Source organism: Arthrobacter pullicola (genome assembly GCF_014836875.1).
GTDB classification, from domain to species: domain Bacteria; phylum Actinomycetota; class Actinomycetes; order Actinomycetales; family Micrococcaceae; genus Arthrobacter_B; species Arthrobacter_B pullicola.
In genome coordinates this window covers 1-22,351 of the sequence record NZ_JACSQC010000001.1, presented here as the reverse complement: position 1 = coordinate 22,351, position 22,351 = coordinate 1, and the positions used below count along the sequence as shown (strand labels likewise).

The window sequence follows — 22,351 nt, the reverse complement described above, 5'->3', positions numbered from 1 at the left end:
CTAAGGTCAATTCATGGACGCCGCAACCCTGAGGCAGTACTGCCTGTCCCTGACCGGAGCCTATGAGGACTTTCCGTTTGGCCCCGAATCCTCGGTGTTCAAGGTGCGTGCAGCCGGTGCAGGGCGGCCGGCCAAAATGTTCGCCCTGTCCGCCCTGGCCGGCGATCCGCTGACCATCAGCCTCAAATGTGAACCCGAGCTCGCGCAGCAGCTGCGGGCCGCCAATCCGGAAATCACCGGGGCCTGGCATATGAACAAGACCCACTGGAACCAGCTGGACCTCACCGGAAACCTGGCTGATGACGTGGTGCGGAACCTGGTGGAGGATTCCTATGACCTGGTGGTGGCCTCCCTGCCCCGCCGGGACCGGGAATCCCTGGCCTGGAAGGGGCTGGCCGGGGGATGACACAGCGGAAACTGACCTACCTGGATCCCGGCCGGACCGAACGCCCGTACCCGGTGCCGCTGGAGGGCGGCTGGCCTCCGCGGTACCGGCTGGTGCTGCGAGAGGAACGCATTCCTGTGAAGGATCCGGCGCTGGGGTTCCTGCGCCTGGTCGACGGCGTGCTCGGCTGGGACCTGCACCGCGGCAGCGGACTGTGGGTGGATCCCGGTACACCCCGCGCCCGTCCGGGATTGGAAATGTCCTCCGGCGTGGGGATCGGCCCGCTGCGCTGGCACGCGCCGTGCCGAGTCCTGTGGAGCACTGAACCCATGCTCGACGACGGCGGCCGTCCGGTGCCTGGCCAGCGGGCAGGTTTCGGGTACGGCACGCTGCGCGGACACCCCGAGGCCGGCGAGGAAGGGTTCTACGGTGAGCTCAGCGAAGACGGGCAGCTGTATTTCCGGATTGCCGCGTTCAGCCGGCCCGCGAACCTGCTCATCAAAGTCGGCGGTCCGCTGAACCGGCGCACGCAGCAGATGTTTACGAACCGGTATTTCCGGACCGCCCGGCGGCTGGCGGCGGGAAAGGCGTAGGCCGACCTACCAGCTCACCCCTCGGCGTCGGGCAGCTGAGTCCTGTGGTGGAGGACAAAGGCCAGGTCCGGGCCCGAGGATTCCACCGGCATAAAGCCCGCTGTCAGGAGCAGGGACATCGAGGCATCGTTCTGTTCGTCGGTATACGCGGTCACCCGTTCAACACCCGGCTGGGCCAGCGCGAAGCGGCTGAGCGCAATCAGAGCCTCGGTGGCATACCCGCCGCCCCGCCGTGAGGGAACAATGTTGTAGGTGACTTCCACGGCGCCGTCGACCGGAGCGCCCAGGAAACCGATGGTCCCAATGACGGCCCCACCGCGCTCGCGGATCAGCCGGGCACCGAAAATCCCGGCCCGCGGGCCAAGCAGCCCGGCCTGAAAGTACTGCGTGGCCGCGTCCTCGTCGACGGCCTGCGGAAAGTCCTCAGCCCAGGACGGGCACCGGACACCGACAATCAAAGCGTCAACGTCTGCCGCTGACATCTCCGCCAGCTCCAGCCGGTCGGACAGCAGGCTGCCCGCGGGCACCTGCTCCTCAGAAATTGTGGTCACGATGAATATTCTTCCCTATGGATTCACCCGGAAACGTCCATTCGACGGCAAAATATACAGTGTCCACGGTTTCTGCAAGCTCCGGGATTCCACTGGTTCCCCGGGCGAATCCCGCCCCCGGCTCCGGTATGGCAGCACACCGCGTAACACGGGGCAGCAGGGCGTCATTGACCTTCATTTCCTACCCTTTACGGCCGCTGCAGCGGCATACTCGTCTCCAAGATCAAGAGTCCCAACGACAAGCTCTGGCTGGTTGGGCGGCAACCCTCTCCCGTAGCGGGGTGCCCCAGATGAGGATCCGGCCGCGCACAGACCGTGCCAGGCAAGTACGGCCCCCCTTCGGCGGCTCCCCCCAACCGGGTGATTGCTGCGCGCCGTCGGCAGGCGGGTGCCTTGGACTGAAGGACGCGATATGACCATCGTCGACAACGAAGTAGAGCTGCAGGCCGCCCGTTCGCCCTGGAACGGGCATGCTTCCCCCGAAGAGCTGGATCACTGGAGCAGGACCGCTGAGGATGTTGCCGCCGCACTGGCCGCGGACGTCCTGGAACGGGACCGCCGGAACGCCGACCCGCATGCCGAGGTGGAACTGCTGCGGCGTTCCGGGCTGCTCAACCTGATCATCCCCGCGGAGTGGGGCGGCCGGGGCGGACACTGGGAAAGCGCGCTGCACGCCGTACGCATCCTGGCGCGCACTGACGCGTCGATCGCCCAGATCCTGGCCTACCACTACGCCAACCTCGGATCCGTGGTTTTCTACGGCAGCGCATCGGTGCAGGAACGCCTGTTCCGCCGCTCGGCCCAGGCCGGCTGGTCCTGGGGTGATTCGGTGAACCCCGTGGACCCCAACCTGGAACTGGTTCCCGACGACGGCGGCTTCCGGCTGGAGGGCATCAAGCACTTTTCCACCGGCGCGTCCGTAGGCAATGCCATCCTGGTCAACGCGGTCATTTCCGCCGGCGAAAACCAGGGGAAATTCCTGGCCCTCGTCGTGGACCATGACCGTAGCGGCATCGAATACCTCGGCAACTGGGACGCGCTGGGCCAGCGCCTTTCCGCCAGCGGTTCGGTGAAGTACAGCGGTGTGCGGATCACCGCGGAAGACATCATCGGGGAAGTGGGGGAGGAACCGTTCTCCACCCTGGTTACGCCGTACATCCAGCTGGCCTTCGGCAACCTCTACCTCGGCATTGCCCAGGGAGCGCTGGCGCGTGGACGCGAGATTACGCTGGGCCGCAGGAACTCCTGGTTCCTGTCCAGTGCCGAAACCTACGCCCAGGACCCGCTGACCCAACGGATCTACGGTGAACTGGACTCCCGGATCGCAGCCGTGGAAGCTCTGGCAGACCGGACGAACCGCCGGTTCGACGGCGTGATTGCCGCCGGCGGCCAGCTGACCGCCGAAGCGCGGGCGGAGCATGCCATTGAGATCGCCCGGCTCAAGGTGGTCTCCAGTGAGGTGGGCGTGGACACGGCCAACCGTATCTTCGAGGTGACCGGATCATCCTCGGCGAAGTCTGCGGTAGGCCTGGACCTCTTCTGGCGCAACATCCGCACGCACAGCCTGCATGATCCGGTCGACTACAAAAAGGTTGAGGTCGGGGCCAACTACCTGCTCGGTGAAGTCCAGCCGATTTCGCTCTACACCTAAGCCCGGGCTGCGGCGCAGCACCACCACCCTGCCCGGACGGGCGAAACCAGGAGCACCACTATGACTGACACTCTCACCGACACCTCCACGGCCCATGCCAGGGCCGCCGCCAAGTACCGGCCGGTCTTCGAACGCATCGCGGCCGGGGCGCTGGACCGCGAGCTGGCCCGGGAACTTCCGTTCGAACAGATCAACTGGCTGCGGGAGGCCGGCTTCGGGGCCGCCCGCATCCCCGCTGAGTTCGGCGGGGACGGCCTGGGCTGGGCGGAATTCACCGATCTGCTGATCGAGCTGGCAACGGCGGACAGCCATATTCCACAGGCCCTGCGCGGACATATCGCACTCGTGGAGGACAGCCTCTACCACCACGGCCGGGGTGACGACCGCAGCGGCTGGCTTCGGCGCTTCGCAGCCGGCGAGCTGGCCGGCAACGCCTGGACCGAACCCGGCGCCGGCGGCACGGCCACGGTCCTGGCCGAAACGGACGCCGGGCTGGTGCTCGACGGGCGGAAGTTCTACACCACGGGCACCATCTTCGCCGATTGGATCGACGTCACCGCCAAGCGGCCGGACGGCTCCCACGTCTCGGTGATCGTCGCCACCCGGACCTCCGGCGTCGAGACCTATGACGACTGGGACGGTTTCGGCCAGCGGCTGACCGGCAGCGGGACCACGGTTTTCACCAATGCTGCAGTGGACCCCGCCCACGTGTTTGCCTTCGAAAACCGGTTCCCGTACCAGACCGCGCTGTACCAGCACATCCTGCTGGTGGTCCTCGCGGGAATCGCGCAGGCGGCCGTTACCGAAGCCGGCACCCAGGTGCGGGAGCGCAAACGGGTTTTCGGCAACGGTAACGCACCTCTGGTCCGGCAGGACCCCCAGATCCTGCAGGTGGTCGGCGAGATCAGCGCAAAAGCCTACGTAGCCAGGGCCGCAGCACTCAGCGTGGCGCACAGCCTGGACCGGGTCTTCGCGGCCCGGGAGCAGGGCGCCGACGTCGAGAAGGCGGCGAATATTGCCGCTGAGCTGGAATCTGCCCGGGCCCAGACCGTACTGAGCACGCTGGTGCCGGAGGCGGCTGGAGCGATCTTCAACGCCCTCGGCGCGTCCTCCACCAGCGCCAGCAAGGCCCTGGACCGGCACTGGCGGAACGCGCGCACGGTGGCGACCCATAATCCGTTCATTTACAAGGCCCGGATCGTGGGGGACTGGGAAGTCAACGCCGCTGAGCCCCCGTTCATCTGGGGCATCGGGGAAGCGGCGGCACAGGAAGCTGCCGGCGCCGCGGGGCTACCGCTCCCGGCCGGTACGCGGGACCAGCCGGGGACGGCCGGCTGACCCCGCAACGCAGAACACCCGCCCGGGAATCCCGGGCGGGTGTTCTGCATGGTCGAAAGGTTAGCCGAAGTACTTCGGCAGGGTCCCTTCGTGGGCTGCCTTCAGCTCGTCCAGGGGCAGGGTGAAGTGGCCCTGGAAGTCCAGTGCGCCGATCTCGGTATCCACCACGCCGATGCGCGAGTGCGCGAAGCCGCGGGCGGAGCACATGTCCTTGAACCGGACCTCTTCGCTGCGGGCCACGGACACGACGGCGCGTGCCTGGGACTCGGAGAAGAGCAGCGTGAAGATGTCCACGCCGTCGCGCTCTGCCACTTCGTCCAGGCCGATCCGGGCGCCAACACCGAAGCGCAGTGCCATCTCGGACAGGGCCGCCGCGAGGCCGCCTTCAGAGAGGTCGTGCGCGGAGTCGATCATGCCGTCGCGGGAGGCGTTGATCAGCAGGTCGCCGAGCAGCTTCTCCGCCTGCAGGTCCACCTTCGGCGGCTGTCCGCCCAGGTGGCCGCGCAGGTTCGCGAACTCGGAGCCGTCCAGCTCATCGCGGGTGACGCCCATCAGGTAGATGGCCTGGCCGTCTTCGCGCCAGCCCGACGGCGTGCGGCGGGAGACGTCGTCGAACACGCCGAGCACGCCCACCACGGGGGTGGGGTGGATGGCGACGCCGCCGGTTTGGTTGTAGAGCGAGACGTTGCCGCCGGTGACGGGCACGCCGAGTTCCTGGCAGCCGTCTGCCAGGCCGCGGACGGCTTCGGCGAACTGCCACATGACCTCGGGATCCTCGGGGGAGCCGAAGTTCAGGCAGTCGGTGACGGCCATCGGGCGGGCGCCGGAGGTGGCGACGTTGCGGTAGGACTCGGCGAGGGCCAGCTTGGCGCCTTCGTACGGGTTCAGGTAGGTGTAGCGGCCGTTGGCATCGGTGGAGATCGCCACGCCCAGGCCGGTTTCCTCGTCAACGCGGATCACGCCGGCGTCGTCGGGCATGGCGAGGGCGGTGTTGCCCTGCACGTAGCGGTCGTACTGGTTGGTGACCCAGGACTTGTCGCACATGTTCGGGGAGGCCATGAGCTCCAGGATGGCCTGCTTCACGGCTTCGCCGCCGAACGGGCGGTCGGCCTTGAAGGAATCCGCCTGCACGCTGTCCTGCCACTCGGGCCGGTTGAACGGACGGTGGTAGACCGGACCTTCGTGGGCAACGGTGCGCGGGTCGACGTCGACAATCGTCTCGCCGTCCCAGTCGATGACCAGGCGGCCGGTGCCGGTAACTTCACCCAGCCAGGAGTACTCAACGTTCCACTTGTCCATGATCGCCTCGAACGCTTCCACGTTCTCCGGCGTCACCACGGCCATCATGCGTTCCTGTGACTCGGACATCAGGATTTCGCCCGGAGTCAGGGTCGGATCGCGCAGCAGGACCTTGGTCAGCTCCACGTGCATTCCGCCGTCGCCGTTGGAAGCCAGCTCCGACGTCGCGCAGGAAATGCCAGCGGCGCCGAGGTCCTGGATGCCCTCCACCACGGAGGCCTTGAACAGTTCCAGGCAGCACTCGATCAGGACCTTCTCGGCGAAGGGATCGCCAACCTGCACGGCGGGGCGCTTGGACGGCTTGGCGTCGTCGAAGGATTCGGAGGCCAGCACGGAGGCGCCGCCGATGCCGTCGCCGCCGGTGCGGGCACCGAAGAGAACCACCTTGTTGCCGGTGCCGGAAGCGTTGGCCAGGCGGATGTCCTCGTGGCGCATGACGCCCACGGCCAGTGCGTTGACCAGCGGGTTGCCCTGGTAGACGGAGTCGAAGACGACCTCGCCGCCGATGTTCGGCAGGCCCAGGGAGTTGCCGTAGCCGCCGATGCCGGAGACGATGCCGTGCACCAGACGCGCGGTGTCCGGGTGGTCAATTGCGCCGAAGCGCAGCGGATCCATCACGGCAACCGGGCGGGCGCCCATGGAAATGATGTCGCGGACAATGCCGCCGACGCCGGTCGCAGCGCCCTGGTAGGGCTCCACGAAGGACGGGTGGTTGTGGGACTCCACCTTGAAGGTCACGGCCCAGCCGTCACCGATGTCGACGACGCCGGCGTTCTCACCGATGCCGACCAGCAGGTGTTCCTTCATCTTCTCGGTGACCTTCTCGCCGAACTGGGAGAGGTGCACCTTGGAAGACTTGTAGGAGCAGTGCTCGGACCACATGACCGAGTACATGGCCAGCTCCGCCGCGGTGGGGCGGCGGCCCAGGATTTCGACGACGCGGTTGAACTCGTCTTCCTTCAGGCCCAGCTCAGCCCACGGCAGCGGGGTGTCCGGGGTGGACGCCGCATGCTCAACGGTGTCGATGTTGAACTTCTTCTGCTCGGCAGTGGAGTTAGCAGACGCGGTCATTATTTGCCTCCGGCAACGAGCGAGGTGAGTACTGAGGTGAAGATGCCGATCCCGTCGGTGCCGCCGCCCAGGGCAACGTCACCGTACGCGGAGGAGTCCGGGCCGAAGCCGGCTTCGATGGCGTGCTCGGGGTGCGGCATCAGGCCGACGACGTTACCGGCGGCGTTGGAGATGCCGGCGATGTCGCGGCGGGAGCCGTTCGGGTTGAAGCCGTCGTAGCGGAAGACCACGCGGCCTTCGCCTTCCAGCTCATCCAGGGTCTTTTCATCGGCGACGTACTGGCCGTCCTGGTTCTTCAACGGAATGACCATCCCGGAACCCTGCCCGTAGGCGGAGGTCCACGCGGTGGAGTTGTTTTCCACCCGCAGCAGCTGGTCACGGCACATGAACTTGAGGTGGTCGTTCTTGATCATCGAGCCCGGCAGCAGGTGCGCTTCGGTGAGGATCTGGAAACCGTTGCAGATGCCCAGCACGGGCATACCGCCCTTGGACGCATCCACCACCTTTTCCATTAGCGGCGCGAAGCGGGAGATGGCGCCGGCGCGCAGGTAATCGCCGTAGGAGAAGCCGCCGGGAATGATGACGGCGTCCACGCCTTGCAGGTCTGCGTCGCCGTGCCAAAGTTCGACAGCGGTGCCGCCGGCCAGGCGCACGGCCCGGGCGGCGTCGCGGTCATCGAGGGTGCCGGGGAAGGTGATCACGCCAACCCGGACCGCACGCAGGGCGGAGTTTTCCGGCGCAGCGGAGTAATCGCCGATCAGCGGGGTGCTCAAAATCAGGCCTCCGAAATAACTTCGACGCGGGTGACGTCTTCGATCACGGGGTTGGAGAGCAGCGTGGCGGCCGCGGCGCGGGCCTGCTCCAGGATTTCCGGAGTGACATCTCCGTCAACGGTGAGTTCGAAGCGCTTGCCCTGGCGGACACCGGTGAAGCCGGTCAGGCCCAGGCGGGGAAGGGCGCCGGCAATGGCTTTGCCCTGCGGATCCAGGATTTCGGGCTTGGGCATAACATCAACAACGATCCGGGGCATCCGGTGACTCCTGTGAGTAAAGAGGGGTGTGGCCGCGGATGTGCCGTCTCACGCTGATCCAGCGCTCCGCGAGCTTGCCGTTTCATTCTAAGGCTAAGCACCACGTAACGGCGCATCGGCGGTGCCCTGATGAAGACACGGGAAAGCGCCCCGTTCAAGCCTGAACGGGGCGCCTTCCGGCGGGCTTCCGGGCGGAGCCCCGGGTCCCGGTAACGGGATGCTGTTAGGCGGGCAGCTCGATCTGGAACCCGCAGGCGCAGCGCAGGATGCTGGTTTCGAGCCGGACATCCTGGGCGGCTTCATGACGCTCGGTGCTGAGGGGCTCGAAAAGTGAAACGGTCCCGGTGTCCTTCGGCTGCATCGGTTCGCCGCAGTGGAGGTATTCCGCCTCCGTGGGTTCGGACGTGGCGCGGCGGGCCCACAGCGGCGAGTGCCGGACCGGGTGTCCGTAGAAGCGGTCGCATTCGCCGCAGGTATAGCTGATCTCCAGGAATTCGGCTGCGTCTGCCGTCGTCGAGGTCTCAACCGACTCAATAATCAGGAATTCATCTGTTCCGCAGTAGGAGCACCAGGGCACCAGCTCGGCGGGAGCTTCCGCGGCGGCCGGGGCCATCATCCGCGGGTCTTCGGGTGTTGCTTCGATCGACAATCTGGGTTCCTCCGGTATTTCCCGGCGCCCCGGGGGGCGCGGTCCGTTTCGTGGATAGTAAGCAAGCTGATTCAATAATAGAACACGTGCAGGGAAATTCGGTACTTAGAATGACGCAGGTCACATTCTGTAAGGTGGAGCGGTGAAACTCCTTGCCGCCAAGCCCGCCGCCGTGCGCCGGTCCATGAACCTCTGGCCGCCCTTTGCCTTCTCCGGTATCCGGATCACGGACCTCCCGCCGGACTTTATGTCAGTAACCGTCCGGCTGCGGCTGCGCTGGTGGAACCGCAACGTCGCGGGTGTGCACTTCGGCGGATCGCTCTTTGCGATGACGGATCCGTTTTGGATGATGCTGCTCCTGCGCCACCTGGGCGGGGAGCACGTCATCTGGGACCGCGCGGCCGAGGTGGACTTCCTGAAACCGGGCAAGGGTGATGTCTACGCCCGGTTCCGCATTAATCCTGAGGACGTCGTCCGGCTCCGGGATGAGGCCGCCGGGGGTGCCAAGGTCCTGGAATGGTTCACGGTGGAGGTCGTGGACGCAGATGGCGACGTCGTTGCCCGGGTGCGCAAGCAGGTTTACCTTCGCCGCAAGCGGGAAACCCCGGGGAAGGCCGCCGCTACTGCATTCCCGCCGGGCCGAGCAGCCCGCTCAGCGCGTCCCAGCGGCTGATCTGGCAGCCGTCGCTGTAGGCGAACGCGGCGTCAACGTTTTCGCCGTCCACCGTTCCGGTGACGGTGGCCCGCTGCGGGCCACCGTACTGCATGGTGCAGGCAGCTTCCGGGCCGGGTTCAGCCATCAGCGCCGTGCCACTCTCAGCCAGCGCAGCGCAGGCTGCCGCCGGATCGGGGGCCCCGGAATCGCCCACCGGTGCGGCGCCGTCGCACTCCAGGGTCCAGGTGTCAGTAACCGCTTCGCCCTCCGCCATCAGCTCCACGGTCAGCGACGTAGCGCCCGCAGCCGGGGAGGCACTTGGCGTGGCCGCCGGGGAAGAGGAAGCGGACGACGGCGGTTCCTGGCCTGCGCCCGGATCGGAACCTCCGCAGCCGGCCAGGACAAACGCGGCGGCGGCAAGCAGTAGAGCGGTGCGGGACAGGCGGATCGTGTGCGGCATCGGTGAGACCTCCCGGTTGGTTGCGTACAGCCTAGCCGCAGAGCTGTTCCTGGAGTGGTTCCAGCAGGTTCAGGATGCGGGCGCGCAGCCGCTGGGATTCCTCGGAGAATGCCCGCTGAGCGGACGCGTACTGCGCCCGTCCGGCCGGCGTCTCCACGGGAATCGGTTCATAGCCCCAGTCCTGCAGGTCGTAGGGGGAGGCTCGCATGTCCATTTCGCGGATTCGCCAGGCGAGTTCAAAGCAGTCCATCACCAGTTCACCGGGAAGCAGCGGCACCAGCTTGTAGGCCCATTTGTACAGGTCCATATTGGCGTGCAGGCAGCCGGGCTGCTCCAGGTCCCGCTGGTTCTCGCGGCTGGGGGTGAGCTCGTTCAGCCCTACGGCCTGCGGTGCGTAGAACCGGAAGGCGTCGAAATGCGTGCAGCGGATCCGGCTTTGTTCCACCAGGGCATCGGTGCCCTCGGCGCCCAGGCGCAGCCCCAGGTACTCGTGGCGGACGCCGTTGACATCGGATTTATAGGCCATTGCCCACTCGTGCATTCCGAAGCAGCCCAGCGACGCTTTCCGGGCTGCGGTCCGGGAAAGAAGCATCCGGGTGAACTCCAGCGCCGGTCCGCGGGCGCCGGCGAAGGCACCGAGGTCCACGGTGACAGCGGTGCCGCCAGGACTCAGTCCGGCAGCGGCGAGTTCCCCATCCGCCAGCGGGCGGTAAAACTTCCAATCGAGCCGCTGTGCCGCTGCGGCTCCGGTGAGGACGACGCCGGCGCCCGGATGCCAGCGCAGCAGCTGGCCGGGTTTCTGCGAGTAATAGGTGAAGAGGAAGTCCTCGACCGGGTGTTTCCGGCCAGCCGACCGGCGCTGCAGGTAGCCGTCAGTGAAGGGGCGGACCCGTTGTTCATAGGCCGCCTGCCGGGGGAGCCACTGGTCCTCGGAAAGGACCGTTACGGCGGGGAAGTGCTGCACACCGCCCATTATCCCAGCTGCGGCTGCCGGGTGGCCTCGATGAGCCGGCGCATGGCGGCATTAAGTTCGAGCACCTGTTCGCGGGTGAGCTGCAGACGCGCCATCATGGCCCCGGGCACCTCCACCGCCTTGTCCCGCAGGGCCAGGCCGGCATCGGTCAGGTTCACCGCCAGGGCGCGGTCATTGCCCGGGGCGCGGTCCCGGGTCACCAGCCCGGCCGCTTCCAGCCGCTTAAGCATGGGGGAGAGCGTGGCCGGTTCCATCAGCAGGGTGTCGCTGAGGTTGCGGACCGTCCGCGGACTGTCCTCCCACAGGGCCAGCAGCACCAGGTACTGCGGGTGCGTGATGCCGAGGTCTTCCAGGACCGGGCGGTAGGCTCCAACCACGGACCGGGACGCCACGGACAGGGCAAAGCAGAGCTGGTGTTCCAGCAGCAGATCCTCTGCCTGGTTCACGGGGTTCGTCACGGTTCTCCGATCCTTAGTGCACTAACAATTAGCGTACAGTAGGTTACTGATACACCTCGGAAGGGACGTCAGATGGCAGGCAAGGAAAGCTTAACCGCGCGGTTCATGCGGACAACGGGCAAAGCCCGGTTGATTTTCGGCCCCGCGCAGAGTTCTTCGCTGAACCACGCCATGACCGAGGAAAACAAGCGCCTGCTCGAAGCCCAGCAGGCCGAGGAAAAGGCCAAGTGGGAGACCGTCACGCGGGCCGACGGCAGCAGTTACATCCTGCCCCGCAAGGCTGACTGAACTGCACCGCTGAGCGTGCTCGGTTTTTTGTGTGCAGGGGGTTCCCCCGGGGCCGCGGAAATCTATTCTTAAGGGACACCTTTGCCTCTAAGGAGGGGTTCCCAATGGCAACAATCGTGCCGGATCCGGGCGACGGCGGTGAGCCCCGTCTGCCCAGCGACGAAATCCCGCAGATGGCGGAGTTCGACGAGTCGGAAATCATCGTCGAAACCGACAGTGAAGGGCACCATTATGGAGTGGACCGCGACTTTGCCGACGGCAAACCGCACCGTGACCCGGCTGAGCCGGTGATCTACAAGGACTATTTCCACGCCCCTGTCTTCCGCGAACACCTGTACTAGGCCAGCCGGCCGCCATCCAGACTTCGCGGAGGGCCCCCGGCCCGGACACCAAATCACGGCCGGACACAGCACCGGACACAGCAAAGGGCGCCCGGGTAGCCGGACGCCCTTCGTGGCTGTGTTGGCCTGGGCCTGCTGCCTCTAGCGGCCGGTGCCGCCGTACACGGTAGCCTCAGCTTCGCCGTCGAGCCCGAACGCGGCATGCACCGCGCGGACCGCGTCATCCAGCAGCGCTGCGCTGGTCACCACGGAGATGCGGATTTCCGACGTCGAGATCATGTCGATGTTCACGCCCGCCAGGTGCAGCGCTTCGAAGAACCGGGCTGAGACGCCCGGGTTGGAGCGCATGCCCGCGCCGATGAGGGAGAGCTTGCCGATCTGCTCGTCGTAGTCGATGGCGTCGAAGCCAATGGTGGCCTTCGCGGCGTTGAGCACGTCCATGGCGGCCTGGCCGTCCACCATCGGAAGGGTGAAGGAGATATCCGTCTTACCCGAACCCTTGGTGGAGACGTTCTGGACGATCATGTCGATGTTGGTGTTCGCGCCGGCGACGATCCCGAAGATCTCCGCAGCCTTGCCGGGAATGTCCGGGACGCCGACGACCGTGAGCTTCGCTTCGGAGCGGTCATGTGCAACGCCGGAGATGATGGGCTGTTCCAAGGGTTCTCCCTCTTGAATCTTGATCTTGTCGTCCGGGCTGGGCAGTACCCAGGTCCCTTCGTGCTGGCTGAAAGAGGACCGCACATGCAGCGGAACGCCGAAGCGACGGGCATATTCCACGCAGCGCAGGTGCAGGATCTTGGCGCCCGAGGCTGCCATTTCCAGCATTTCCTCGCTGGAGATCTTGTCGATCTTCTGCGCGCTCGAGGCCACGCGGGGATCCGCGGTGTAAACGCCGTCCACATCCGTGTAAATCTCGCAGACATCGGCATTGAGCGCGGCGGCGAGCGCGACGGCGGTGGTGTCGGAGCCGCCGCGGCCCAGGGTGGTGATGTCGTGGCTGTCCCGGCTCATGCCCTGGAAACCGGCCACAATGGCGACGTCGCCCTTGTCGATCGCGGTTTTGATCCGGTGCGGGGAGACGTCGATGATCCGGGCCCGGCCGTGGATGGCATCGGTAATCATGCCGGCCTGGCTGCCGGTGAAGGACTGTGCGGAGGCGCCGAGTTCGTTAATGGCCATGGCCAGCAGTGCCATGGAGATGCGTTCGCCCGAGCTGAGCAGCATGTCCATTTCACGCGGGTGGGTGCCGGTGGTGATCTGGCCGGCCAGGTCCAGCAGTTCATCGGTGCTGTCGCCCATGGCGGAAACGACGACGACGACGTCGTTCCCGGCGCTCTGGGTGTCCACCACGCGCTTGGCGACGCGCTTAATGCCTTCGGCGTCCGAAACGGAGGAACCGCCGAATTTCTGCACTATCAGGCTCATGCGTACACGCTCTCTGGAACTCTTCTTCGTTGCTGCCCGGCGGCGCTGCGCCGCACCGGCACTATCCGTGGAAAAGGCCGCCCGCGCGGCCGATGCTCAAAAGTCTATAGCGGCCCTGCGGCGGCACCGAAATGCCGCCGAAATGTCCGCTCAATCTCTCCTTAACGATCTCATGCCACCGGCCGGGACGCGCCAACCCGTGCCGGCACGCCCCGGCCGCAACTCACCGGGGCAGTATTACCGCGGAAACACCGGCCGGCAAGGCCCGCCCCTATAGTCTGGCCGCATGGGGACAACAGAGCCCGGCGGAATTTCCGCGGAGGGCGTGCAACGAAGCTTTGGAACGGTCCAGGCTGTCCGGGGGATGGATTTTACCGCTCCGCCCGGGTCAGTCACTGCCCTGATTGGGCCCAACGGATCCGGCAAGACCACCCTGCTGCTGATCCTGGCCTCGCTGCTGGCCCCGGACACCGGCACGGTCCGGATCAACGGTGCGGACCCGCTGACGCAGCCGCAGGCCGTGCGCCGTGCCGTGGGCTGGATGCCGGACACACTCGGTGTCTGGGATTCGCTGACGGCCACAGAAATCCTGGTCACCGTGGGGAAGCTCTATGGCATGGCGCCGGCAGCGGCCGCCGCCCGGGCCGCTGAACTGCTGGCCGAGGTCCGGCTCTCCGAATTCGCGGACCAGCCGGCGCGTGTGCTTTCCCGGGGGCAGCAGCAGCGGCTAAGCCTGGCCCGGGCGCTGATCCACGATCCGTCGGTGCTCCTGCTCGATGAACCTGCCTCCGGCCTGGACCCGGGTTCCCGGGTGGAGCTGCGCCTGCTCCTGCGCCGCCTGGCCGGGGACGGCAAAACCATCCTGGTCTCCTCACATGTGTTGTCCGAATTGGACGAGATGGCCGACCGTGCGGTGTTTGTTTCCGGCGGGAAGACGGTCAAGACCCAAACCCTGGAGGACGCCGGGAGCCAGCTGCGGTGGTACGCCATCCGGGCGGGGCGGACGGGTGAGCTCATGCGGGCACTCGATGCGCACGGGCTTCCGCACCAGGCCGGCGACGGTCCACGCCGCGGGCAGGTGCGTGTCCAGCTGGCCGGCGAGGAGCAGGCGGCGGCCCTGCTGCGGGACCTGGTGCTGGGGGGCGTCGACGTTTCGGCCTTCGCTCCGGCAACCGGGGCGCTCGAGGAAACCTACATGAGCCTGGAGGCGGAGAAGCCATGAGTATTGCCGAGGCCTCCCAGCGGCAGGACCGCCTGGGGTATTGGAAGGGCATCAGCACGGTCTTCGCGCTCGAGATGAGGCAGCGGGTGCGCTCACGCGGCTGGTACGTGCTGCTCGGCGTGTGGTTCGTCGTGATCGGGCTGGTGGCAGCCTTCACCGCCTGGCTGGCCGGTGAGGCCACGGGTGCCGGGGAAACCCTGTTCGAACTGATGATCGGCTTTGTCCTGTTCTTTGGACTGCTGGTGGCTCCGGCACTGTCGGCGAACGCGGTCAACGGGGACCGGGCAGCCGGCACGCTCGCGGTGCTGCAGGTAACGCTGCTGCGGCCGGGCCAGCTCCTGGCCGGCAAATGGCTGGCCTCCTGGGTGGCGTCACTGGGGTTCCTGCTCGCGAGCGTCCCGTTCCTGATCTGGGCGCTCGCGCTTGGTGGCGTCCGCCCAGGCGCAGCCGTGGTCTCGCTGCTGATGCTCGGCGTCGAACTGGCCATCGTCTGTGCCCTGGGGGTGGGGGTGTCCGCGCTCGCGAACCGCCCGCTCTTCTCGATCGTGGTGACCTACATGCTGGTGGCGCTGCTTTCGATCGGGACGCTGATCGCTTTCGCGCTGAGCATGCCGCTGGTCAAGGGCACGGTCCAGGCAAATTTCGCGCAGTACGAGCGGTACCAGCCGTACACGGCGCCGGACGAGACCTTCAACGACAGCTACACATGCACCGGGCCGCTGGTGGAAATGGAAGTCAACCACACCGAGCGCTCGGCCTGGCTGCTGGCGGTGAACCCCTTCGTGGTGGTGGCCGACGCCGTGCCCTACGACACCCGGGACGTCGCCGGAGGGCCAATGGAAAGCATCAGCCAGTCGGTCCGCTATGTCCAGGCCGGCCCGGAATTCAGCGGACCGCAGTGCATCAACGGCGAGGTGCGCCAGGACCGTGACCTCCCGGCGTCGTTCCCCATCTGGCCGCTGGGCCTCACGGTGCAGCTGGGCGGAGCCGCCCTGTTGCTGGCACTGGCACGACGGCGGCTGGTGACCCCCGCCCGCCGGCTCGCGTCGGGTACAAGGATCGCGTAGTGGCCGCCGAGCCCCTGCACCTGACCGTTCTTGGGTCTGCCTCCCCGTACCCCAGCGCGGACAACCCCTGTTCCGGGTACCTGGTCTCCCACCGCGGTACCCGGATCTGGGTGGATGCCGGCAGCGGCACTTTGGGGCCGCTCCAGCAACACGTCAGCTTGGCGGACCTGGACGCCGTCTGGATTTCGCATCTGCATGCCGATCACTGTGCCGACCTGCTGACGGCGTACTACGGCCTGCTGTTCGCTGACGTTCAGCGCTCCGCGCCGCTTCCGCTGTTTGCCCCCGCCGGGACTGCCGATCGGCTTGCCGGTTTCCTGACGAACAGCTCCTCCACCCACACGGCGCAGCGCAGCCCGGTCGAGTCTGCCTTCCAGATCAGGGAACTGTACGACGGGCACCAGGCCGACGCCGGAACCCTGCGGCTGACCAGCCGGGCCGTGGAGCACGGCATGCCGGCGTTCGCCCTGCGGGTTGAGGCCGACGGCAGCTCGCTGGTCTATTCCGGGGACAGTGCGCCCTGCCAGGCGTTGACGCAGCTTGCCGGCGGGTGTGACGCGCTGCTCTGTGAAGCGGACAGCGCTGGCGGTCCCATGGACGGGGAGAAGGTGCACCACACGCCTGAGGACGCCGGCGCTACAGCGCTCGCCAGCGGTGCCGGACGGTTACTCCTCACGCACGTGGGCCCGTTCCTCAGCCCGGCAGAGGCTGTGCAGCGCGCCGCGGACCGGTACGACGGCGCCGTCGACTACGCGGCACCGGGCAGCAGCTTCACTGTCGGGGCGGCTGCGCTTTAGGTGAGCTGCGGCTTAGGTGAGCTGGGCCTAGGTCAGGCTGCGCCTTAGGTGGGCTGTGCCTTAGGTGAGTTGCGCCTAGGTGAGGCTGCGGCGGCCTTCGAAGGCGCGTCCGAGAGTAATCTCGTCGGCGTACTCGAGGTCCCCTCCCACCGGCAGCCCGGAGGCCAGGCGGGTGACGTTGATGCCCAGGGTCTTGAGCATGCGCACCAGGTACGTCGCCGTCGCCTCGCCCTCGAGGTTGGGGTCCGTGGCGATGATGATTTCCTCGATTTTCTCGTCGGAGAGCCGGCTCAGCAGTTCGCGGATGCGCAGCTGGTCCGGGCCGATGCCCGCAATCGGGTTAATCGCTCCGCCGAGCACGTGGTACCTGCCCCGGAAGGAACGGGTGCGTTCCACGGCAATAACGTCCTTGGACTCTTCCACCACACAGATCATGGTGGGATCGCGGCGCGGATCGCGGCAGATGTTGCAGGTCTCCTGCTCAGTGACGTTGCCGCACACCTGGCAGAACTTCACCTTTTCCTTGACCGTGGTGATCGCGGACGCCAGACGGGACATATCCTCGGGATCCGATTCCAGAATGTGGAACGCGATCCGCTGCGCCGACTTGGGACCCACGCCGGGGAGGCGTCCCAACTCGTCGATCAGTTCCTGAACCGCACCTTCGTACACGTGGCCTTCTTAGGGAATAGTTGTTGGACCGGTCAGCGGCGCATGTCTTGTCCGTCGAGGCTGCGTTCCTCGATCAGCCGGCCGCCCAGGATGCGTTCGATGGCCTTGCGGCCCACCAAACCCGAGTCCTCGAGAGTTACATCGTCGGCGCTTGGCACGTCTTCGACGTAGGCCAAGTCTACGTTGCCCCGTCCTGCGGCATGCTGCGCCGTGCCATTGCGCTGGGCAGCCTCATTGAGCAGTTTCTGGTAGCGGCTCAGCGGACGGTTGCCCTGGCTGCCCGCCGGGGCGGCAGGCGTTTGTGCTGGTTGTGACCGGGTCGGCTGCGGTGCCGTCTGGACTGGTGCCTGCACCGTCGAGGAACCGGATCCGTGTGCTGAAGATCCCTGCCCTCCCTGCGCTCCCTGCGCTGCCGGTGTCCTGGCCGGAGAGCCCGTGGAAGCGCCGGAAGGAGCTCCGGCAGGAGAGTCCTGGCCGGACATCTGGCGGCCGGGCGTCTGTCCCCATGCTGCGCCGGCGGACTGCCCCGCGGGACGCGTGGCTGTGGTTCCGGCCCAGTTGGTGTTGGCCCACTCGTCGTCGCTGACTGCGCTGCTGACATGGATGTCCTCAGGCGGTGCAGCGTGTTCCCAGGCATTGCTCTCCGGCATGTCAGCCGGATCGGAGGGCTCTTGCGGCCAATCGTCGGGCAGTGGTGCTGCGGAACGGGGTGCTGCCGGTCGGCCCGGCCCGGGACGTGACGGCGCTGGACGTGACGGTGTGGGACCGGACGCCGCCGGATCGGACGCCGCGGAAGAACCTGGTGCGGGCTGCGCCGTCGGTGAGCCCGGGGCAGAAGCCTCCGCGGAAGAACCTGCTGCGGGAGTCACCGCGGAAGAACCTGCTGCGCGCTGTCCCATGCGTGAGCCCGGGGCAGATTGCGCGGTTGGAGCATCCGGTACGGGAGCCGCCGCGGGAGCACCCGCAGCGGGCCTGGCATGAGCCCCCGGGCCCGCCTCGGAGATGTGGGACTCCGGGCGTACATTCGGCCGGGCTTCAGGTCCGGCGCCGGCTGAGGGTGCTGACGCCGGCGGGACCGTGGTGGCCGCGGCACCTGCTGCTGGCTGTCCGTTCATTCCCGGGGCAGGCTGCGGCTGTGAAGCCTGCTGGTCCGAGGGCTGCGACGACTGCGGACCAGCAGGCTCACGCTGAGCGGGAGGCACCGGGTGCGCAGGCGCACTGGCGGGCACAGGAGCAGCGGCACCTCTCGCGGGCTGCTGGGGAGCCGGTGCCGGAACCTGTGCCGGCGGGTTAGGCCGGCTACCAGCTTTTGGGCCGGGTTCACCCGCTGCCGCGGTGCTGTCGTGGACCGCGTTGACCTGGCAATCCACACCAAGGACCTGGTGGATGGCCTTGCGGAGGTTCTCCAGGTGATCGGGCCGGTTGAAGTTTGTTGCGGCACCGGGATTCGAGAACGCGAGTTCCAGTACCCGGCCGTCAAAGGCACGAGGCGAAGCGTTCTTGCTGACGTTCAGCCAGGTCGCCCGGCGAATGCTGGTGAGGGCGTCCATGATTTCCGGCCAAGCCCGCCGGATCATCTCAATTTGCCCGCCGCCGCCAGCGCCGCCAGCGCCGCCAGCGCCGCGGCCGGCTTCCTGCGGAGCTGATGGAGCAGACGGAGCTGATTGAACTGACTGCGAAGCAGCTGCTGCCGACTCCGGCCGGGAACCTGCTGACGGACCTGACTGGGAAACCGCTGCCGGAGCACCGGACTGTGGTGCGGAGGCCGGGGCCCCCGGCTGTGGTGCGGAGAACGGAGCCCCAGACGGAGCGTCGGAGGGCGCCCCGCCACCACGGCTCTGCGTGGCCGGCGCGGTGTCGCGGGAAGGGTCGGTGGCCTGAGAAGGGTCGGTGGCCTGAGAAGGGGAACCCTGCGTATGGAGAGAGTCCTGGGATGCAACGGGTGCAGCTGACTGCTGGGCTGCAGGCTGTTGTTCGGCCGCTTCGCGGGAAACATCGTCCCACGTCCGGCTCGATCCGCCGGGGGCCGCTGAGGTCCCGGAGGCGGACTGCCCTGCAGCAGGGGAGGAAGGAACGGTGGGAGCAGGTGTCGCCCAGGTTCCGCCCCAGTCCGCGGCCGCTGGTGCGGATTCTGCGGGAGCCGGCTGTGGCGCTTCCGGCTGGGAAGCCGGCCGGCTGGGGGCAGCGGCCGGTGCCGCTGCTGCGGGACGCTGTGCCGCCGTCGGGCGTTCAGCTGCTGGAGCGGATGCCTGTGCCCCCTGCCCTGTCTCGCCGCCAGCATAGGCCGGGGCGCCGTCGCCGGCGTAGCTGAGCCGGCGTTCGAGCCGGTCCACGCGTGCTGCCGTGCCGCGCTCGGACTGATCGGCGGCGGGCAGCAGGATCCGGGCACAGAGAAGTTCCAGGTGGAGCCTCGGTGAGGTTGCACCCGTCATTTCGGTCAGCGCGGTGTTGGTGATGTCCGCGGCGCGGGAGAGCTCGGCGCCGCCGAACTGGGCCGCCTGCGTGTGCATCCGGTTGATCTGGTCTTCCGGAACGCCGCGGAGCACAGCAGCTGCACTGTCCGGCATCGCATTGACCACAATGAGGTCACGGAATCGCTCCAGCAGGTCCTCGACGAACCGGCGGGGGTCCTGACCGGTCTGGATCACGCGGTCGATGGCGCTGAAAACGGTGGTTGCATCACCGGCAGCGAAGGCATCAACGACGTCGTCGAGCAGTGCCACGTGGGTGTAGCCGAGCAGGTTCACGGCCAGCTCGTAGTCCAGACCGGATTCACCGGCACCGGCCATCAGCTGGTCCAGTACGGAGAGCGAGTCACGGACGGATCCGCCGCCGGCCCGGATGACGAGCGAGAGGACGCCGGGCGCCACCGCAACGTTCTCCTGCTGGCACAGCTTTTCCAGATACGCGATCAGCGGCTCGGGCGGAACCAGGCGGAACGGGTAGTGGTGGGTCCGGGATCGGATGGTGCCGATCACCTTGTCCGGTTCCGTGGTGGCGAAGATGAACTTGATGTGTTCCGGCGGCTCTTCGACGATCTTGAGCAGTGCATTGAACCCGGCCGAGGTGACCATGTGGGCTTCGTCGATGATGAAGATCTTGTAGCGGTCGCGCACGGGGGCGAAGGTGGCGCGTTCACGCAGATCGCGGGCGTCGTCCACACCGCCGTGGCTGGCCGCGTCGATTTCGATGACGTCCAGGCTGCCGGAACCGTTGCGGGCAAGCTCAACGCAGCTGTCGCACTTGCCGCACGGGGTCGGCGTCGGGCCTTCAGCGCAGTTCAGGCACCGAGCGAGGATGCGGGCTGACGTGGTCTTGCCGCAGCCGCGCGGGCCGGAGAAGAGATAGGCGTGGTTGACGCGGTTCTTCGAGAGGGCCGCCATCAGCGGCTCGGTGACATGCTCCTGGCCGATCACGTCCCCGAAGTTCTCGGGACGGTAACGGCGGTAAAGGGCTGTACTCACAGATAGAACCCTATCGGTTGGCACTGACGGTTCGCATCCGGCGCCGGGGCGGTTCAACAGCCGCTGTTTCCGGATAAATTAAAGACCCCCCATGCACCTGCCAGAGCCCGCTTACCCTTGCTACCTTCCGGTCCTGGGGGAGTTCACAGGATGACACCACATGAGGGGCCGCCAACAAGTCTACCCGATTTTTTGCCTGCCCATTCCGAGGTGGTTTGCGGGGACAGTGCCGGGTGGCTGCGGTCCGGCAAGTACCGAATAGGTGCCTGCTTTAGCGGGGCACTCCTTATGTCACGCGGTCAGGCTTAACCCATGCGGACCTCGCATAACCCATCCATACTCACGCCGACGCGAAGAACTCCAAAGCGAGGGCCGCCGTGGCATCCGGGTCCTCATCGACGATGAAGTGGCCGGCCCCTGCGACTAATGCGAGCCGCGCGTCCGTGCCGATGACGGAGGGGTCGGCGAAGAGTTCGCGGGTGATGTGCGGAGGAAAGCCAACATCCGCAGTGCCGAAAACGAAGAGGGACGGCATCGTGAACCGTTCCTGCCGGTACGTCCCCCGGATAATCCTCACCAGTTCAGGGAGCACCATCCTCCGGCACAGAGGGCCCGAAGCCTGCGCGAGTTCGGGGTCCCGCAGCAACGCTATATACAGTGCGAGAACCTCCGGCTTTAACGGGCGGCCAGAGAAACGTGAGAACAGTTGTGCCGGCAAATGTCCCTCGCGCAGCAACGCGGGCCCGAGACCGGGAATTGCCAGGACCTCCTGATGCCAAAGATGCCGCATACCGGGGAGGAGGCCTATCGAGAACCTCATCTGCGGGGGCGGCACCGCCAGCATCATCTGTGCGGAGAACCGTTCAGGGAGGGCCAAGGCGAGCTGGAAGGCGGTGATCGCCCCCATGTCGTGGCTTACGATCCGGACACGGTCAAGTTCGAAGGCATCGAGTAATGCGATGACATCCTCGGCGCGGCGCAGGCGGGTGACCGCACCGGAGGGCAGCTCGCTCCACCCCTCGCCTCTCAGGTCCGGCGCTATCGCCCGATATCCTGCGCCGGCCAATGCGGGCATCAGATCGCGCCATTCCCACCAAGTTTGCGCAAACCCCGAAAGCAGCAGGACAGGGGTTCCCGTCCCCATGGTGGCGACGTGCATTCGTCCGTCATGCAGGTCGACAAATGTGTGGTCTACCCCGGGTACTACCGGCATGGGTGGTTTGGCCGTCAATATCGTCATGTCGGTACCTGCCTCGACACCTAGGTTGGCTGTGTGTCAACGGTACAACCAGGGGCAGTACGGGAGTAGGGAGCGCAAGGTTGCGCCTCCGTCCGGAGATCATCCCGTGTGTGGACGCTGATGAAAAGACGTTGCAGGCGCCGAAGTGCTGGTGCCCGGTGCTTGTTGGCTGTTCGTTGGTCGTTCGTATACGGGGTTGGAGGCCGGGAACAGGCATGCCACTGGCGGGCGGTATAAAGGCACCAAAAAAGCCGGGGCTGCCGGGCGAACGGGTGCTGTTCTCAGTGTTATGTAGGGCGTGGTGCAGGACACCTTGATTCGATTTGCGCGCCCGCCCGGCACCGTGTAATGTTTTCTGAGTCGCCGCGGCAGGGACGCTGAGAAAGCGCCCGAAGCATGGCGGCCAAACCCCAACAAACATTTGATGGTGGATCCACTGCGCGCCTGGTGCGCCGGCGGAAAGCCTGACACTGAATGCTGGGTTCGGACAGCCGGTTTGAACGGTTCGGAACGATTTCCACGGAAATCCGCCGAATTGCAAAAACCGGAAAGATGAAATAGAATTATGAAACACCGCAGCGGTGCGAAAAGAAAGACAATGATCCGGAAACGGAATAGTTTTTCTGAGTAGACCGGATGCGACTGTTGTTTGAGAACTCAATAGTGTGCCAAGTTTATTGATACCAATTATTTTGATTGGTTGAATTGGCTGTCCCGCC

22 protein-coding genes, 1 other RNA gene and 1 riboswitch are annotated in these 22,351 nt (G+C 66.5%); of the genes, 10 read left to right on the top strand and 13 right to left on the bottom strand.

What is annotated here, in order from left to right:
• Positions 1-13 precede the first annotated feature (13 nt).
• Together H9638_RS00115 and H9638_RS00110 are read left to right on the top strand one after the other, a co-directional pair.
• Complete coding sequence (locus H9638_RS00115; RefSeq protein WP_191745176.1) at positions 14-406, top strand: MmcQ/YjbR family DNA-binding protein; 393 nt, start codon at positions 14-16, stop codon at positions 404-406.
• Positions 403-978, top strand: coding sequence for a DUF1990 family protein (locus H9638_RS00110; protein ID WP_191745175.1), 576 nt, complete (start codon positions 403-405; stop codon positions 976-978). The genes H9638_RS00115 and H9638_RS00110 overlap by 4 nt, the downstream gene beginning before the upstream one ends.
• A gap of 14 nt (positions 979-992) precedes the next feature.
• Here the strand turns inward: H9638_RS00110 and H9638_RS00105 are convergent, their stop codons facing one another.
• Positions 993-1,529 carry a GNAT family N-acetyltransferase gene (locus H9638_RS00105; protein ID WP_191745174.1) on the bottom strand — a complete coding sequence of 179 codons (537 nt, stop codon included), beginning with the start codon at positions 1,527-1,529 and terminating at the stop codon, positions 993-995.
• 221 nt (positions 1,530-1,750) lie between these two features.
• Positions 1,751-1,864: riboswitch (SAM riboswitch) on the top strand.
• A gap of 77 nt (positions 1,865-1,941) precedes the next feature.
• Here H9638_RS00105 and H9638_RS00100 point away from each other — a divergent pair.
• Both H9638_RS00100 and H9638_RS00095 read left to right on the top strand, forming a co-directional pair.
• Positions 1,942-3,180 (top strand): acyl-CoA dehydrogenase family protein, encoded by a 1,239-nt coding sequence (locus tag H9638_RS00100; RefSeq protein WP_191745173.1) that lies wholly within the window; start codon positions 1,942-1,944, stop codon positions 3,178-3,180.
• A 60-nt stretch (positions 3,181-3,240) separates the two neighbouring features.
• Positions 3,241-4,518 carry an acyl-CoA dehydrogenase family protein gene (locus tag H9638_RS00095; protein WP_191745172.1) on the top strand — a complete coding sequence of 426 codons (1,278 nt, stop codon included), beginning with the start codon at positions 3,241-3,243 and terminating at the stop codon, positions 4,516-4,518.
• A 60-nt stretch (positions 4,519-4,578) separates the two neighbouring features.
• On the opposite strand, the gene purL is transcribed toward H9638_RS00095, so the two are convergent.
• The 4 genes from purL to H9638_RS00075 all read right to left on the bottom strand — a co-directional run bounded on the left by purL (position 4,579) and on the right by H9638_RS00075 (position 8,567).
• Positions 4,579-6,888, bottom strand: coding sequence for a phosphoribosylformylglycinamidine synthase subunit PurL (gene purL, locus H9638_RS00090; protein WP_191745171.1), 2,310 nt, complete (start codon positions 6,886-6,888; stop codon positions 4,579-4,581).
• Positions 6,888-7,664: a phosphoribosylformylglycinamidine synthase subunit PurQ gene (gene purQ, locus H9638_RS00085; protein ID WP_404799621.1), complete on the bottom strand. Its 777-nt coding sequence runs from the start codon at positions 7,662-7,664 to the stop codon at positions 6,888-6,890. The genes purL and purQ overlap by 1 nt, the downstream gene beginning before the upstream one ends.
• Positions 7,664-7,918, bottom strand: coding sequence for a phosphoribosylformylglycinamidine synthase subunit PurS (gene purS, locus H9638_RS00080; protein ID WP_191745169.1), 255 nt, complete (start codon positions 7,916-7,918; stop codon positions 7,664-7,666). The genes purQ and purS overlap by 1 nt, the downstream gene beginning before the upstream one ends.
• A 223-nt stretch (positions 7,919-8,141) precedes the next feature.
• Complete coding sequence (locus H9638_RS00075; RefSeq protein WP_191745168.1) at positions 8,142-8,567, bottom strand: hypothetical protein; 426 nt, start codon at positions 8,565-8,567, stop codon at positions 8,142-8,144.
• Between the two features lie 142 nt (positions 8,568-8,709).
• Here H9638_RS00075 and H9638_RS00070 point away from each other — a divergent pair, with 142 nt between their 5' ends.
• Complete coding sequence (locus tag H9638_RS00070) at positions 8,710-9,240, top strand: DUF4442 domain-containing protein (RefSeq protein ID WP_318241724.1); 531 nt, start codon at positions 8,710-8,712, stop codon at positions 9,238-9,240.
• On the opposite strand, the gene H9638_RS00065 is transcribed toward H9638_RS00070, so the two are convergent.
• Genes H9638_RS00065 through H9638_RS00055 form a run of 3 tightly spaced genes read right to left on the bottom strand, consistent with a single transcriptional unit; the run spans position 9,188 to position 11,113 of the window.
• A complete protein-coding gene (locus H9638_RS00065; protein ID WP_191745167.1) occupies positions 9,188-9,682 on the bottom strand; it encodes an SSI family serine proteinase inhibitor in 495 nt (164 codons plus the stop codon). The two genes, H9638_RS00070 and H9638_RS00065, sit on opposite strands and share 53 nt — an antisense overlap.
• 31 nt (positions 9,683-9,713) lie before the next feature.
• Positions 9,714-10,655, bottom strand: a complete 942-nt coding sequence (locus tag H9638_RS00060) for a 3-methyladenine DNA glycosylase (RefSeq protein WP_191745166.1) — start codon at positions 10,653-10,655, stop codon at positions 9,714-9,716.
• Positions 10,655-11,113 (bottom strand): MarR family winged helix-turn-helix transcriptional regulator, encoded by a 459-nt coding sequence (locus tag H9638_RS00055; RefSeq protein WP_191745165.1) that lies wholly within the window; start codon positions 11,111-11,113, stop codon positions 10,655-10,657. Before H9638_RS00055 ends, H9638_RS00060 begins: the two co-directional genes overlap by 1 nt.
• Before the next feature lie 72 nt (positions 11,114-11,185).
• Here H9638_RS00055 and H9638_RS00050 point away from each other — a divergent pair, with 72 nt between their 5' ends.
• Complete coding sequence (locus H9638_RS00050) at positions 11,186-11,401, top strand: hypothetical protein (protein ID WP_191745164.1); 216 nt, start codon at positions 11,186-11,188, stop codon at positions 11,399-11,401.
• A 104-nt stretch (positions 11,402-11,505) separates the two neighbouring features.
• Positions 11,506-11,742 carry a hypothetical protein gene (locus tag H9638_RS00045; protein ID WP_191745163.1) on the top strand — a complete coding sequence of 79 codons (237 nt, stop codon included), beginning with the start codon at positions 11,506-11,508 and terminating at the stop codon, positions 11,740-11,742.
• Between the two features lie 141 nt (positions 11,743-11,883).
• Here H9638_RS00045 and H9638_RS00040 read toward each other — a convergent pair whose 3' ends face one another.
• Positions 11,884-13,170, bottom strand: coding sequence for an aspartate kinase (locus H9638_RS00040; RefSeq protein ID WP_191745162.1), 1,287 nt, complete (start codon positions 13,168-13,170; stop codon positions 11,884-11,886).
• Between the two features lie 286 nt (positions 13,171-13,456).
• On the opposite strand from H9638_RS00040, the gene H9638_RS00035 reads away from it, so the two are divergent.
• Genes H9638_RS00035 through H9638_RS00025 form a run of 3 tightly spaced genes read left to right on the top strand, consistent with a single transcriptional unit; the run spans position 13,457 to position 16,256 of the window.
• Positions 13,457-14,392: an ABC transporter ATP-binding protein gene (locus H9638_RS00035; RefSeq protein ID WP_191745161.1), complete on the top strand. Its 936-nt coding sequence runs from the start codon at positions 13,457-13,459 to the stop codon at positions 14,390-14,392.
• Positions 14,389-15,459, top strand: coding sequence for an ABC transporter permease (locus H9638_RS00030; protein WP_191745160.1), 1,071 nt, complete (start codon positions 14,389-14,391; stop codon positions 15,457-15,459). Before H9638_RS00035 ends, H9638_RS00030 begins: the two co-directional genes overlap by 4 nt.
• Positions 15,459-16,256, top strand: a complete 798-nt coding sequence (locus H9638_RS00025) for an MBL fold metallo-hydrolase (protein ID WP_191745159.1) — start codon at positions 15,459-15,461, stop codon at positions 16,254-16,256. Before H9638_RS00030 ends, H9638_RS00025 begins: the two co-directional genes overlap by 1 nt.
• A 75-nt stretch (positions 16,257-16,331) precedes the next feature.
• On the opposite strand, the gene recR is transcribed toward H9638_RS00025, so the two are convergent.
• From recR to H9638_RS00005, 4 genes are all read right to left on the bottom strand, one after another.
• Positions 16,332-16,928, bottom strand: a complete 597-nt coding sequence (gene recR, locus H9638_RS00020; RefSeq protein WP_191745158.1) for a recombination mediator RecR — start codon at positions 16,926-16,928, stop codon at positions 16,332-16,334.
• Positions 16,929-16,960: 32 nt separating this feature from the next.
• The gene (locus H9638_RS00015; protein WP_191745157.1) at positions 16,961-20,392 is read right to left on the bottom strand and encodes a DNA polymerase III subunit gamma and tau; all 3,432 of its coding nucleotides are present in this window, start codon (positions 20,390-20,392) and stop codon (positions 16,961-16,963) included.
• A 77-nt stretch (positions 20,393-20,469) separates the two neighbouring features.
• Positions 20,470-20,565: signal recognition particle sRNA small type (ffs, locus tag H9638_RS00010), an RNA gene on the bottom strand.
• Positions 20,566-20,732: 167 nt separating this feature from the next.
• Positions 20,733-21,632, bottom strand: a complete 900-nt coding sequence (locus H9638_RS00005; RefSeq protein ID WP_191745156.1) for an alpha/beta fold hydrolase — start codon at positions 21,630-21,632, stop codon at positions 20,733-20,735.
• Positions 21,633-22,351 lie beyond the last annotated feature (719 nt).

Bases quoted from the DNA above. Each gene is read 5' to 3' on its own strand.
- H9638_RS00115 (WP_191745176.1), top strand. From the start codon at position 14: ATGGACGCCGCAACCCTGAGGCAGTACTGCCTGTCCCTGACCGGAGCC.
- H9638_RS00110 (WP_191745175.1), top strand. From the start codon at position 403: ATGACACAGCGGAAACTGACCTACCTGGATCCCGGCCGGACCGAACGC.
- H9638_RS00100 (WP_191745173.1), top strand. From the start codon at position 1,942: ATGACCATCGTCGACAACGAAGTAGAGCTGCAGGCCGCCCGTTCGCCC.
- H9638_RS00095 (WP_191745172.1), top strand. From the start codon at position 3,241: ATGACTGACACTCTCACCGACACCTCCACGGCCCATGCCAGGGCCGCC.
- purL (WP_191745171.1), bottom strand. From the start codon at position 6,888: ATGACCGCGTCTGCTAACTCCACTGCCGAGCAGAAGAAGTTCAACATC.
- purS (WP_191745169.1), bottom strand. From the start codon at position 7,918: ATGCCCCGGATCGTTGTTGATGTTATGCCCAAGCCCGAAATCCTGGAT.
- H9638_RS00065 (WP_191745167.1), bottom strand. From the start codon at position 9,682: ATGCCGCACACGATCCGCCTGTCCCGCACCGCTCTACTGCTTGCCGCC.
- H9638_RS00060 (WP_191745166.1), bottom strand. From the start codon at position 10,655: ATGGGCGGTGTGCAGCACTTCCCCGCCGTAACGGTCCTTTCCGAGGAC.
- H9638_RS00050 (WP_191745164.1), top strand. From the start codon at position 11,186: ATGGCAGGCAAGGAAAGCTTAACCGCGCGGTTCATGCGGACAACGGGC.
- H9638_RS00045 (WP_191745163.1), top strand. From the start codon at position 11,506: ATGGCAACAATCGTGCCGGATCCGGGCGACGGCGGTGAGCCCCGTCTG.
- H9638_RS00040 (WP_191745162.1), bottom strand. From the start codon at position 13,170: ATGAGCCTGATAGTGCAGAAATTCGGCGGTTCCTCCGTTTCGGACGCC.
- H9638_RS00035 (WP_191745161.1), top strand. From the start codon at position 13,457: ATGGGGACAACAGAGCCCGGCGGAATTTCCGCGGAGGGCGTGCAACGA.
- H9638_RS00030 (WP_191745160.1), top strand. From the start codon at position 14,389: ATGAGTATTGCCGAGGCCTCCCAGCGGCAGGACCGCCTGGGGTATTGG.
- H9638_RS00005 (WP_191745156.1), bottom strand. From the start codon at position 21,632: ATGACGATATTGACGGCCAAACCACCCATGCCGGTAGTACCCGGGGTA.